This is a genomic window from Antribacter soli (assembly GCF_021568775.1).
Taxonomy (GTDB): Bacteria; Actinomycetota; Actinomycetes; order Actinomycetales; family Cellulomonadaceae; genus Antribacter; species Antribacter soli.
Genome location: NZ_JAKGSG010000015.1, coordinates 1 through 12,557, shown reverse-complemented (window position 1 = coordinate 12,557; position 12,557 = coordinate 1). Strand labels below are relative to the sequence as shown.

General features: G+C 75.9%; 11 protein-coding genes. 3 read left to right on the top strand and 8 right to left on the bottom strand.

From position 1 onward, the window contains the following. Window positions 1–41 precede the first annotated feature (41 nt). The 6 genes from L1785_RS04125 to L1785_RS04100 form a co-directional block, all read right to left on the bottom strand. Window positions 42–1,412 carry a DUF58 domain-containing protein gene (locus tag L1785_RS04125; RefSeq protein WP_236087872.1) on the bottom strand — a complete coding sequence of 457 codons (1,371 nt, stop codon included), beginning with the start codon at window positions 1,410–1,412 and terminating at the stop codon, window positions 42–44. A 10-nt stretch (window positions 1,413–1,422) separates the two neighbouring features. Beyond that, window positions 1,423–2,526: an AAA family ATPase gene (locus tag L1785_RS04120; protein ID WP_308113252.1), complete on the bottom strand. Its 1,104-nt coding sequence runs from the start codon at window positions 2,524–2,526 to the stop codon at window positions 1,423–1,425. Next, the gene (locus L1785_RS04115) at window positions 2,523–3,719 is read right to left on the bottom strand and encodes a DUF4350 domain-containing protein (protein ID WP_236087871.1); all 1,197 of its coding nucleotides are present in this window, start codon (window positions 3,717–3,719) and stop codon (window positions 2,523–2,525) included. The genes L1785_RS04120 and L1785_RS04115 overlap by 4 nt, the downstream gene beginning before the upstream one ends. Next, window positions 3,716–4,468, bottom strand: coding sequence for a DUF4129 domain-containing protein (locus L1785_RS04110; protein WP_236087870.1), 753 nt, complete (start codon window positions 4,466–4,468; stop codon window positions 3,716–3,718). Before L1785_RS04110 ends, L1785_RS04115 begins: the two co-directional genes overlap by 4 nt. 16 nt (window positions 4,469–4,484) lie before the next feature. Further along, complete coding sequence (locus tag L1785_RS04105; RefSeq protein ID WP_236087869.1) at window positions 4,485–5,795, bottom strand: DUF7544 domain-containing protein; 1,311 nt, start codon at window positions 5,793–5,795, stop codon at window positions 4,485–4,487. Window positions 5,796–5,934: 139 nt separating this feature from the next. Beyond that, window positions 5,935–6,924: a stage II sporulation protein M gene (locus L1785_RS04100; protein WP_236087868.1), complete on the bottom strand. Its 990-nt coding sequence runs from the start codon at window positions 6,922–6,924 to the stop codon at window positions 5,935–5,937. Window positions 6,925–7,024: 100 nt separating this feature from the next. Between L1785_RS04100 and L1785_RS04095 the strand changes: the two genes are divergently transcribed. Further along, window positions 7,025–7,852 carry an RDD family protein gene (locus tag L1785_RS04095; protein WP_236087867.1) on the top strand — a complete coding sequence of 276 codons (828 nt, stop codon included), beginning with the start codon at window positions 7,025–7,027 and terminating at the stop codon, window positions 7,850–7,852. A gap of 36 nt (window positions 7,853–7,888) precedes the next feature. Here the strand turns inward: L1785_RS04095 and L1785_RS04090 are convergent, their stop codons facing one another. Both L1785_RS04090 and L1785_RS04085 read right to left on the bottom strand, forming a co-directional pair. Beyond that, the gene (locus L1785_RS04090) at window positions 7,889–9,073 is read right to left on the bottom strand and encodes a glycosyltransferase (RefSeq protein WP_236087866.1); all 1,185 of its coding nucleotides are present in this window, start codon (window positions 9,071–9,073) and stop codon (window positions 7,889–7,891) included. Next, on the bottom strand, window positions 9,070–10,053 hold the full coding sequence (locus L1785_RS04085) for a DMT family protein (RefSeq protein ID WP_236087865.1): 984 nt from the start codon (window positions 10,051–10,053) through the stop codon (window positions 9,070–9,072). Before L1785_RS04085 ends, L1785_RS04090 begins: the two co-directional genes overlap by 4 nt. Before the next feature lie 300 nt (window positions 10,054–10,353). Between L1785_RS04085 and L1785_RS04080 the strand changes: the two genes are divergently transcribed. Beyond that, a complete protein-coding gene (locus tag L1785_RS04080; RefSeq protein ID WP_236087864.1) occupies window positions 10,354–11,388 on the top strand; it encodes an alpha/beta fold hydrolase in 1,035 nt (344 codons plus the stop codon). After that, window positions 11,385–12,470: a glycosyltransferase family 4 protein gene (locus tag L1785_RS04075; protein ID WP_236087863.1), complete on the top strand. Its 1,086-nt coding sequence runs from the start codon at window positions 11,385–11,387 to the stop codon at window positions 12,468–12,470. The genes L1785_RS04080 and L1785_RS04075 overlap by 4 nt, the downstream gene beginning before the upstream one ends. The last annotated feature ends 87 nt before the right edge of the window (window positions 12,471–12,557 follow it).

Sequence of the window (12,557 nt, the reverse complement as noted above, 5' to 3'; positions counted from 1 at the left end):
TGCGCGCCGCGACGCGGGCGTTCGGGTGAACCCGCGGCTCGCTAGAGCCTGCCCGCCGCCTTGAGCGCCAGGTACGTGTCGGCGAGGCGGGGCGCCAGGTCGTCGGGCAGGGCCTCCACGACCTCCGCGCCGTACCGGCGCAGCATCGTCGTGACGGCGGTGCGCTCCAGGTCGCCGCGCGCGGCGGCGGCCGCGTCGTAGACCTCCGCGACGGTGTCCCGGCCCACGCGCAGGGCCGCCACCTCCTCGTCCGCGACCGAGGCCACGACGACCTGGTGGTCGCGCGCGAGCTGGTCCACGACCGGCAGGAGCCCCGCCTCGACGACGGCGGGGTCCAGCGCGGTGAGCAGCACCACCAGGGCCCGCTGCGACATCCGGGCCCGCACCTGCCCCACGATGCCCGGCCAGTCCGTCTCGAGCAGCACCGGGTCGACGGTCGCGAGCGCCTCCGCCATGGCCGGCATGAGGCGCGGCCCGGCCGCCCCGGCGACGCGCGAGCGCACCGCGCGGTCGAAGGCCAGCAGCTCTACACGGTCGCCCGCCCGCCCGGCGAGGGCCGAGAGCAGCAGCGCCGCCTCGATGCTCGCGTCGAGGCGCGGCGCGCCGATCCCGCCTGCCCCCTCGCCCGTCCCGCCCACGCGGGCGGCGGAGGTGCGGCCCGTGTCCAGCACGATCAGCACCCGCCGGTCGCGCTCGGGGCGCCACGTGCGTACCACGACGTCGCGCCGGCGCGCGGTGGCACGCCAGTCGATCGACCGCACGTCGTCGCCGACGACGTACTCGCGCAGCGAGTCGAACTCCGTGCCCTCGCCCCGGATCTGCACCGCCGCCCGGCCGTCCATCTCGCGCAGGCGCGCGAGCCGCGACGGCAGGTGCTTGCGGCTCGCGAACTCGGGCAGCACGCGCAGCCGGCCCGGGACGGGGAGCGTGACCTGCCGCCCGGCAAGGCCGAGCGGCCCGGACGTCCGGATCGTCACGCCGCCCGCGACGCGGTCGCCGCGCCGGGTCGGCACGAGAGTGGTGGTCAGGCGCGCCGACTCGCCGTCGGGCAGGTCCACCCGGTAGCGCCCCACGCCGCCCGGCGCCGGACCGGTCGCCCCGCGGCCCGCGCCCGCCGGGGCCGGCTGGGCGCCCGCCGACGGCGGCCACGCGTCCCGGACGACGGCCCGCAGCCGGCGGCCGGAGACGTTCGTGACGACCAGCTCCGACCGCGCAGGGCTGCGCAGGCGGACCGACGCCGGGACCCGGCGCTGCACCGCCACGCGCCGCGGCGACGCGGCGAGGGCGACGTCCGCGCCGCACGCCGCGAGCACGACGAGGAACCAGAGCAGAACCGTGCCGAGCGACGGCACGACGACGACGGGGACCATGCCCACCGCCATGAGCGCGGCGGCCCGCCAGGTCACGACCATGCGGCGCCCCTCAGCGGGGCACGGGCACGGACGCGAGCACCGTGTCCAGCACGCCCTCGGGGGTCACGCCCTCGAGCTCGGCCTCGGCACGCAGCTGCACGCGGTGCCGCAGCGTCGGGTGGGCGAGCGCCTTGATGTCGTCGGGCGTCACGTACGAACGGCCGGACAGCCAGGCCCAGGCCCGCGACGCGGCGAGCAGCGCCGTGGCGCCACGCGGCGAGACGCCGAGCGACAGGGACGGCGAGAAGCGCGTCGCGCGGCAGACGTCGACCGCGTAGCCGAGGACCTCCCGGGCGACCTGCACCCGGGCCACCTCGGCACGCGCGGCCTCCAGCACCGCGGCGTCCGCGACAGGGCGCACGCCGGCGGCCCGCAGGTTGCGCGGGTCGAAGCCCGCGGCGTGCCGGGCGAGGACCTCGACCTCCTGCTCGCGCTCCGGCAGCGGCAGCACGAGCTTGAGGAGGAAGCGGTCGAGCTGGGCCTCGGGCAGCGGGTAGGTGCCCTCGTACTCGACGGGGTTCTGCGTCGCGATGACGACGAACGGGTCGGGCAGCAGGCGCGGGAGGCCGTCCACCGACACCTGCCGCTCCTCCATCGCCTCCAGCAGCGAGGCCTGCGTCTTCGGGGGCGTGCGGTTGATCTCGTCCGCGAGCAGCAGGTTCGTGAAGACCGGGCCCTCGCGGAACGAGAACTCCGCCGTCCGCGCGTCGTACACCAGCGAGCCGGTGACGTCGCCGGGCATGAGGTCCGGCGTGAACTGGACGCGCTTCGTGTCCAGGTCCAGCGACGCGGCCAGCGTGCGCACGAGGAGCGTCTTCGCCACGCCGGGCACGCCCTCCAGGAGGACATGACCCCGGCACAGCAGCGCGATGAGCAGGCTCGTCACGGCGGAGTCCTGCCCGACGACGGCCTTGCCAACCTCCGTGCGGACCGCCGCCAGCGCGGAGCGCAGCTCGTGCGACGGGGCCCGCGGGGCGGACGCGGCGGGCGCCCCGTTCGGGGCCGCGGCGGGCTGCGGGGCGGACGTGGCAGGCGCCTGCTGCGGGGCCGCGGCGGCCACGGGCGCCGAGGCGCCCGCGGGGGGTGCGGCCGGGGTCTCGATCGGTTCGGTCACGGTCGGTGGACCTCGCTCTCCAGGGTGTCGAGGTGACGAGCGAGCTCGGTGAGCGCGGCGTCGTCGGCGGGCGGTGGGCCGTAGAGCAGGTACGCGACCTGCTCCGTCGGCCGGTTCGTGGCGGCGACGACCGCGTCCACGACGGTGGCGGCGTCGGACGAGCGGGCGAGGCCCAGGCGCTTGGCCATGCGGTCCGCCGCCGCCGCGCGCAGACCGGCGGCGGCGTGGCCGCGCGCCCGGGAGGCACGGTACAGGCGGCCGCGGCCCCGTGTGGTCTCGGCCGAGCGCACGAGGACCGGCAGGTCCTCCGTGACGAGCGGACCGAGCCGACGGCCGCGCCACAGGGCGAGGAAGGCGGCGACGAGCAGGAGCAGCCCGGCGGCCGGGCCGGAGCCGGGCGGGAGCACCACCGAGAGCTGCGTGGCGGGCTCGGGGTCTTCCTGCCCGGTGCTGAGGTCGAACGGGTCGGGCACCATCCAGACGAGGCGCTCGTTCTCGCCCAGCGACCACAGCGCGAGCGCCGCGTTGCCCTCCTCGAGCACCGTGTCGTTGCGCAGGAGCGTTCCGTCGTGGATCACCGTCACCGATCGGCGGTTCTGCTCCACCCGCGCGTACGCTCCGACGCCGTCAGCGCTGACCCAGCACAGGACGACACCCTCGGCGGAGGTCTCCAGGCCCGTCTGCAGGGCCAGCGGGCCGGTGGCCTCGGCGACCTCGGCGTCGCAGGCCGGCTCGTACACGCCGTCCTCCCACGAGGGGTAGCTGTCGACGCCGGCGTCGGTCGCGGCGGAGAGGAGGTCGTACTCCGGGGCGAGCAGCACCAGGTCGGCCTCCGTGCCCGACAGCGCGTCGACCTGCTCGGGGGCGAAGACGCTGGGGTTCGGCGTGATGAGCAGGGTGTCGCCCGGCCCGGCCGCGCGCACGGCGTCCTCGACGGACCGGACGTACGTGACGTCCACGCCCCGGGAACCCAGCACCCGGGCGACGGCGCGCGCGCCGTCCTCGTCGGCGTTGTCGGGAGCGTAGGGCACGCCGGAGCTCGGCGGCCGGGACACCGCGAGGAACACCACGGCGAGCATCAGGATGCCCACCACGGACAGGGGCCAGCGCGCCCGGCGCCAGCGGCTGCGCGCGCGGGAGCCCGCCGTCGTCGCATCCCCGATGATCATGGGGGGCTCGGTCGTCGTCGTCATCGGTCTGCCCCCGGCGCGTCGCCGCGGGTGCCTCCGGGCCCCGCCGGGGCGTCCGGCGCGGCGACGGGCGCACCGACCGTCGCCAGGACCGCGCCGGTCCCGGCAGGCGCGAGGGGACGCGTGGACGCGATCGCGGCGTCGAGCTCCCGCAGCACGACGTCGTCCTGCGGGCGCGCGGTCAGCTGGCCGTACTCGACGTCGTCGAACAGGCCTGCCCCGCGGCGTAGGCCGGCCGCGAGTGCGGGCAGCCGGACGCCCGCGTCGACCGCCGCCTCCTGGGCGGTGCGCCCCGGGCGGGGATCCAGCACGACGCGCTCCTCGAGCGAGCGGACGACGGCCCGGAATCGCTCGATTACGGCCGTGGACCAGTCGCCGGCGAGCGCCGCGGCGTCGGCCGCGGCGCGCATCTGCACGGCGGTGCGCGTGTCGTCCTCGTCCACGACGGCCGCCACGGGGCGCCGGGCCCGCGAGGTCCGTACCGGGCCGGCGATCCACCAGGCGATCAGCACCACCACCGCGACGATCCCGACCAGGACGAGCGCGAGCTGGAACGGCGGCACGGTCAGGCCCGGCATCTGGAAGTCGAAGAGCCCGAGGAACCAGTCCACGATCCGCTGCAGCAGCGTGCGGTCGGAGGCGTACTCCGGCCTGGCGAGCTCCTCGAACAACCACTCCCGCGCCGTGTCGCGGTCGGGCTCGACGGGCACGTCGAGGCGCAGCAGCCCCGCTGCTCCGGCCGTGAGGTTCATGCGTCGCGACCGCCCGTCACCGCTCGGCCTGGGCCGCGGTCGCCAGCTCGACGTCGAGGCCCTCGCGGCGCATCCGCAGGTCGATGTACTGGAGCGCGACCACGCCGCCGAGGAAGAGGAGCTGCAGGGCGTAGGCCGCGACGATCGCGATGCCGTAGGCGGCACCACCACCACCGGTGCTGCCGACCGCGAACAGGATGCCCGCGAGCAGGCCGAGCGCGCCGCCGATGATCTGCCCGATGACGTAGACGATGACGTACGCGAGCAGGTACACGCCGAACAGGCGCCAGAACTGGCCGCGGGTCAGCTTCCACACCCGGGTGATGGTGGCCCAGAAGGGCTGCCCCTCGAGCGCCAGGGCGGCCGGGACCAGGCCGGTGCGGACACCGAGCCACACGGAGAGCACCACCAGGCCCAGGCCCATGACCAGGACGGCGATGATCGCTAGCGCTGCGGTGCCGTCGACCGCGGCGGCCCCGACGATCACCGCGATCATCACGCCCACGGCGACGACGTAGGCCAGGGCGACGAGCAGCGAGAAGCCGATGAGGTACCAGGCGCGGCGGCCGACCTGGCGCCACGCGTCGCCGACGGCGATCTTGCGCCCGATCACCGACTGCGCCACCGAGAGCGTGATGATGCCGTTGACGAGCGGTGCCGCGAGGCTGAGCGTGAGCGTGGCGCCGATCCCGCTGGTGTAGAGGAAGCCGAGCATGTCCTCCATGCCCATGAGGTCCTCGGCCTCCGGCATCGAGCCGAAGAAGTCCGCGACGACACCCGTGAACGGGTAGCCCAGGACGAAGCCCAGGACGGTCGCCACGGCGATGACGATCGCGCTCAGGCCGAGCACGACGCGCGGGTTGTGCCGGATCGCGCTGAAGGCGCCGTCGTAGATCTCGCCGAGCGTCAGCGGGCGCAGCGGGACGATGCCGGGCTTGTCCGCGACGGAGACTGCCGAGCCGTACGGGGTGGGCAGGCCGCCGTACTGCGGCTGACCGTACTGGGGCTGACCGTACTGGGGCTGGCCCGGCTGGCCCTGCCCGTACTGGCCCTGCCCGTACTGCGTCTGGCCGTACTGGGGCTGCCCGGGCGCGGGCGCGTACTGGCCGTAGCGCGGCTGCCCGGCGGCAGCCGCGGGGGCGCCCGCCGGGGCGGGAGCGCCCGGGGCGCCCGGAGCCGCCGGCTGCTCCGTGGAGGGCTGCTGCTCGCCGTCCGCGGGCGCGCTCTGCGGCTGCGCGTACTGGCCGTAGCGCGGCGGTGCACCCCACCCACCCGTCGGCTGCTCAGGTGCCACGGGCTGGTCGGGTGCGGTCTCGGGCGTCGTCATGTGCTCGCTCCGGTGATCGTGACTGGCTTCCAGGACATCACGCGCACAGCGCCCGTGCCCTGTGCTCGGCAACCCTAGTACGTGCCGCTGACACGCGGCTGACAGGTCGTGGGCGCGCCCGGCGCCGGATCGGCGCAGGTCAGCCCGCGGCCGGGGCCACCTCGCCCGCCTGGTCGGCGGAGAGGTCGCCGGTGTGGCCCGCGGCCACCGCCCGGCGGCCCAGCACGTACACGTACGCCCAGAAGGCCGCCAGCACGAGCACGCCGATCGCGATCTTGACGCCCCAGGGCAGGTTCGAGCCGGTCACGAAACCCTCGACGAGCCCGGACACACCAAGGGCCACGGCGAGGCCGATCGCCGTCGTCACGAGGGCGCGGCCCTCCTGGGCCAGCGCCACGGCACGACGCCGGTGCCCCGGGTCGACGACGGTCCAGAAGAGCCGGAGCCCCGCCGCGCCGGCGGCGAACACAGCCGTCAGCTCCAGGAGCCCGTGGGGCGAGATGAGCATGAGGAACAGGTCGAGCTCGTCGTAGGCCGCCATCATGCCGCCGGTCGCGCCGATGCTCACGGCGTTGTTGTACAGCACGTACAGGGGGTAGACGCCGGTGATCCCGCCGCCGACGCACTGCGCGGCGATCCAGGCGTTGTTCGTCCACACGACGCCGGCGAACCCAGGGCCCGGCTCGTAGTAGGACGCGAAGGCCTCCTCCACGTACGCCTCGCGCGCGCTCGGCGGCCCCATCGCGGCGAGCGCGTCAGGATCGGTCGCGACGTAGACGCCCGCGACGACCGCCACGGCCAGGCACGCCAACGTCACGACATGGATCCACCAGCGGATCCGGTAGAACGCCGCGGGCAGCGACACGACCGCGAACCGCGTCACGTCGCGCCAGGCCGGCTCGTGCGAGCCCGCGACCCGGGTGCGGGCGGTGTTCAGCAGGTCGGACAGCCGCGTGACCAGCACCGGGTCCGGCGCCGTGGACCGCACCGTCGACAGGTGCGTCGCGACGGCCTGGTACAGCCGCACGAGCTCGTCGGCCTCCGCCCCGTCCAGGCGGCGCCGCCGGGACAGGGCCGCGAGGCGGTCCCACTCCGGGGTGTGCACGGCGGCGAAGGCATCGAGGTCCACGGCCGCTACCCTGCCACAGGAGGGCCCGCCCGTGGTGGGATGATCCTCCAGGCCGGGCGGGACGTCGCCGGGCCGCGAGGGCGACCGGCGGGAGGCGTACGTGCAGGACGGGATCCTCATCGGCGAGGGCGTGGTGCTCGACGCACGGCCCGCCTCGTTCGTGACGCGCGCGCTGAGCTGGGTGCTCGACCTCGTCGTGATCGCGATCCTGCTGTGGGCCCTGATCGCGGCCACGGCGCAGTGGTTGGTTCCCGGCCTCTTCACGGGCGACGCGGCTTCCGCCATCACGTTCGTGGTGGTGACCGTCGTCGTCACCGTGGGCATCCCCACGACGGTCGAGACCCTGTCGCGCGGCCGGTCCCTCGGCAAGCTCGCCACCGGCATCCGCATCGTCCGGGACGACGGCGGACCCGTCCGCTTCCGCCACGCGTTCGTGCGTGCCCTGGTGGGCGTGATCGAGCTCTGGGGCACCACCGGGGGCATCGCCGCGATCGTGTCGCTGAGCAACACCAAGGGCAAGCGGCTCGGCGACCTCGCCGCCGGCACCTACGCGATCCGGGTGCGCGGCGGGCGGCAGGAGTCGGCTCCGGTCGTCATGCCGCCCACGCTGGCGGGCTGGGCCCACACCGCCGACATGCGGCGCCTGCCGGACGGGCTCGCGCTCGCCGCGCGTCGCCTGCTCGGACGCGCCGACCGCCTCGCCCCAGCCTCGCGCGCGCGGCTGGCCGACGACCTCGCGGCGCGCGTCGAGCGCTACGTGGCCCCCGGCCCGCCGCCCGGCACCCACCCGGAGCTGTTCCTGCACGCCGTCCTCGCCGAGCGCCGGGACCGCGAGTGGGCCGCGGCCCAGCGCGAGCAGTCCCGCGCGCGCGAGCAGGCGGCCCTGCTGCACCGCCTGCCCTACTCGGTGCCCGACCCGAGGGACTGACCCGCCCGGCGTCGGGGGTCCGCCCGCCCGGCTGCGTCAGCTCTCCGCGAGCACCGGCTCCCGGTCGAGCACCTTCTCGTAGAGCGCCTCGAAGGTGCCGAGCGTCGCGTCGATCGCGTGTACCGCGACGATCTCGCGGCTCGCCGCGCCCATCCGCTCGCGCAGCGCCGCGTCACCGAGGAGCCGGGCCAGGTGCCCGGCCAGCTCTTCGACGTCGCCGGGCTGGAAGAGCTCGCCGTTGGCGCCCGGACGGACGAGGTGCGGCAGCGCCATCGCGTCGGCCGCGACGACCGGCAGGCCCGCCGCCATCGCCTCGAGCGTCACGAGGCTCTGCAGCTCGGCCACGCCCGGCATGCAGAAGACGTCCGCGCCCGCGTAGGCCTCGAGCAGCTCGTCGTCCGTGACGTGGCCGCGGAACCGCACGCGGTCCGCGACACCCAGCTCGTCGGCGAGCGCCGTCCACGCCGCGCGGCGGGCGCCGTCGCCGACGACCTCCAGCCGGGCCGGCAGGTCCCGCGGCAGGAGCGCGACGGCCCGGATCAGCTCTTCCACCCGCTTCTCCGGGTCCAGCCGCCCCACGAAGAGGATCGTCGGCGTGCCGTCGCCGGCCCGGGCCTCCCCCGCGGCCCGCGGGTGGTACCGCTCGGTGTCGATGCCGTTCGAGACGGCGAACGCGCTGGTCAGCCCGGCCCGCTCGGTGAGCAGGTCCACGGCCCGCGGCGTGGGCGCGGTGACGATCTGAGCACGGGAGTACACGCGCCCGAGGTCCTGCCACATCCACCCGGCGAAGACGCTGCGCAGCCCTGCCGGGAGCGGCAGGTAGTCCACGATGTTCTCGGGCATGAGGTGGTTCGTCGCCACCAGGGGCCGCCCGCTGCGGCGGGCGGCGTTCACGACGCCGCGCCCGAGCGACAGGTGCCCGTTCGTGTGCACGACGTCGGGGTCGACCCGCGCCATGATCGCCGACGTCTCCCACGCCGCCTCCCACGGGGTGCAGAGCCGCAACGCCTCCAGCGGCTGGTACCGGCGCGAGGTGACCCGGTGGACCGTGACGCCGTCCAGCACCTCGACCCCGGGCCTGCCGGTGGGCGACGGGGCCACGACGTGCACGTCGTGGCCGCGGGCGGCGAGTCCGGTCGCGAGCCGGCCGGCGAAGCGCGCGGCTCCGTTGACGTCCGGCGGATAGGTCTCGGCACCGACCAGGATGCGCAGCGAGTTCACAGGGTCTTCCCTCTCAGGACTGGGGGACGGGCCGCGCGGGCGGCCACAGCGTCGGGATGGTGATGGGCCAGGATCAGGACGCCGGCGGTCGCGGCGAGGGCCGCACCGCCCAGCAGGACCCAGGTCAGCAGGGGCGTGGCCGCGCCCTCGCCGAGGAGGACCGCGCCGAGCAGCACGGCGACGATCGGGTCGACGACGGTGAGGCAGGCGATGACGACCTCGGGCGCGCCGGCCGCGTACGCCTGCTGCACCAGCCAGCCGCCCACGAGGAATGCGGCGACGACGCCGGCCGCGGCCCCCGCCACGGGCGGGTCGAGCAGCCCGACGTCTCCCGCGGCGACCGACTGGGACACCGCGCGGACGAGCGCGGACACAAGCCCGAACGCGGTGGCCCCCGCGGTCGCGAGCGCCACGCACCGGGACCAGCCCGACCGGGCCAGCCCGACAGCGGCGAACACGGCGACGACGCCGGTGACGGCGACGCCCGCGACGAGCGTCGCGGCGCCGGGCGGGGAGTGGCTCGCCGCCGTGCCCGCGGAGGCCGCGACGAACACGGCGACACCGGTGATGCTCAGTACCGCACCCGCGAGCACGCCGGTCGCCGGGCGGCGGCGCGAGCGGGCGGAGGACAGCAGCACGGCGATCGGCACGGCGAGCACGCCGACGGGCTGCACGATCCGCAGCGGCGCGAGGAGCAGCGCGATCGCGTGGGTCAGCGACCCGGCGCCGGCGAGGCCGAGGCCTGCGATCCAGCGCGGGTGGCGCACGATCTCGGCGAGGCGGCGCAGCGACAGCGCGCCGTCGGGTCGGTCGGCCGGAACATCACCCGGGATTTCACCCGGTCCGTCGCCGGTCGGCGGGTTCCGGGGGTCGCCGGACCGCACCGCGTGGTGCTGCAACGCGGAGGCGCCGGCGAAGCAGACGGCGCCGAGGAGGGCGAGGCCGATCGCCACCCCGTGGCCGAGGATCGCGTCGCCCACTAGCTGCCCTGCGCGAGGGTCGGCACGACTTTCGCGGCGGTCCTCATGCCGGCGGACATTACCGGAACACCATGGTCAGGAGGATGTCCCAGAGGTGAATCGCAGGTGACGGAAGTGTCGTGCGATGGTCGTGCGGGCGCAGGGCTCGTCGGCATGACCCTTACCGTGCCAGGTCGACCACCCTCGTGGACATCGGGAAGTCCCCCCACTTCGTCCCCTACGTTCCCCTCCTGGGGTGGGTCCCGGGATCCGACCAGGGGATGACGGCAGGCCGCGCCCGGGCCGCTAGGCTCGGCGGCGATGCCGATCCAGTCCCCCCTCCCGTCCCCGTTCGCGACCCTCGTGGCGCGCACGCCGGTCCGCGTCGACGAGGTCGTGCTCCGCGGCGCCCCCACCCGCGTCTGGGTGTACGGCGCGCCCGACGCGGCGCACCGCGTCGTCTTCCTGCACGGGTTCCGCGGGGACCACCACGGGCTGGAGCCGATCGTCGCGAACCTCGCGAACAGGTCGGGCACGAGCGGCGACGGCGCGGACATCCAGGTGGTCGTCCCCGACCTGCCCGGCTTCGGCGCCTCGCCGCGGTTCGGCGACGGCCCGCACGACGTCGCGGGCTATGCCCGGTGGACGCGGGACCTCCTCGCCGCGGTGGCGCCCGACGGCGACGCGGTGCTCGCCGGCCACTCGTTCGGCTCGATCGTCGCGGCAGCGGCCCTCGCGGGCACCGCCGTCGGGCCGCTGGGCACCGCCGTCGGCCCGACGACGGACGCCGCGCCTCCGGTGCGCGCCCTCATGCTGGTCAACCCCATCCCCGTGCCGGCACTGACCGGACCGAACGCCCTGGCGACACGCGGCACGGTCGTGCTGCACCGGCTGGCGGGCGCGCTGCCGGAGCGCGCGGGCACCTGCCTGCTGCGGCACCCGCTGCTGACGCGTGTCGCCAGCGTCGCCATGGTGACCACGCGCGACCGCACGCTGCGCCGCTGGATCCACGAGGAGCACGACCGGTACTTCGCCGGGTTCGCCGACCGGCGCACCCTGCTGGAGTCGTTCGGCGCGTCCGTCACGGGGACCGTGGCGACCTGGGCGGCCCGGGTACCGGTCCCGACGCTGCTCGTCGGCGGGGACAGCGACGACCTCGCGCCCCTGGCCGCGCAGCACGACCTCGCGGCGGTCTTCAGGGATGCGCGGCTCGTGGTGCTGCCCGGCGTCGGGCACCTCACGCACTACGAGGCGCCGACTGCGGTGGCGGAGGCGCTGCGCGACTTCCTCGGCGTGCCAACCTGTGGCCTGGTGGCCCCCGGCGACCTGGTGGCGACCCCGGAGGGGGCCGCGTGAAGGTCCTCGTCGACTGCCGGTACGTGCGCGTGGGACGACACGACGGCATCAGCCGGTACACGGCCGGCCTCGTCAGCGAGCTGGCGCGTCTGCTGCCTGTGGAGCTCCTCGTGAGCGACGAGCGTCAGCTCGCCCACCTGCCGGACCTGCCGTGGCACCTCATCAGCTCCCCGACGAGCTGGCGCGAGCCGTTCGTCGCCCGCCAGGTGCGCCGCCTGCGGCCCGACGTGGTGTTCAGCCCGATGCAGACCATGGGCAGCGCGGGCCGCGACTACGGCCTCCTGCTCACGCTGCACGACCTCATCTACTACCGGAACCCGACCCCGCCGCGGGACCTCCCGGCACCGGTCAGGCTGCTGTGGCGCCTCTTCCACCTGGCGTGGTGGCCGCAGCGCCTGCTGCTGGACCGCGCGGACGCCGTCGTGACGGTCTCTGCTACCACGCGCGACCTCATCGCCAGGCACCGCCTCACGCGCCGTCCGGTGACGGTCGTGCCGAACGCCCCCGAGCCGCTCCCGGAGGAGGAGGCCGACCTGCCCCGCACTGGTCCGACAGGCACCGGCACGCGGTCCCTCGTCTACATGGGCTCGTTCATGCCCTACAAGAACGTCGAGACCCTGGCGCGCGCGACCGCGCTGCTGCCGGGCCACGAGCTGCACCTGATGAGCCGGGTCACGCCCGCCGACCGCGCCCGCCTCACCGCGCTCGCGCCGGGCAGCCTCGTCTTCCACGACGGCGCGACCGACGAGGAGTACCGGCGGGTGCTGCGCGGCGCGACGGCCCTGGTGTCCGCCTCGCGCGACGAGGGCTTCGGCATCCCGCTCGTCGAGGCGATGACCCTGGGCACGCCCGTGGTGGTCAGCGACATCCCGGTGTTCCGCGAGGTCGGGGGCGACGCCGGCGCGTACGTCGGCCCGGACGACGCCGAGGGGTTCGCCCGCGCGGTGCGCGAGCTCGACGACCCGGTCACCTGGGAGGTCCGCTCGGCCGCGGCCCGCACCCGGGCCAAGGAGTTCGACTGGGCCGCCTCGGCCCGCGTGCTCGCGGACCTCCTGGTCGAGGTCGCCCAGACCCCGAGGTGACGCCCCGCCGGCGGCGGGGGGGGGGGGGGGGGGGGGGGCGCCCCCCCCCCGGGGGGGGGGGGGGGGGGGGTGTGGGGGGGGGGGGGG

Coding starts and splice junctions, on each gene's coding strand:
- L1785_RS04105 (WP_236087869.1), bottom strand. CDS start 5,795: ATGACGACGCCCGAGACCGCACCCGACCAGCCCGTGGCACCTGAGCAG.
- L1785_RS04125 (WP_236087872.1), bottom strand. CDS start 1,412: ATGGTCGTGACCTGGCGGGCCGCCGCGCTCATGGCGGTGGGCATGGTC.
- L1785_RS04080 (WP_236087864.1), top strand. CDS start 10,354: ATGCCGATCCAGTCCCCCCTCCCGTCCCCGTTCGCGACCCTCGTGGCG.
- L1785_RS04110 (WP_236087870.1), bottom strand. CDS start 4,468: ATGAACCTCACGGCCGGAGCAGCGGGGCTGCTGCGCCTCGACGTGCCC.
- L1785_RS04115 (WP_236087871.1), bottom strand. CDS start 3,719: ATGACGACGACGACCGAGCCCCCCATGATCATCGGGGATGCGACGACG.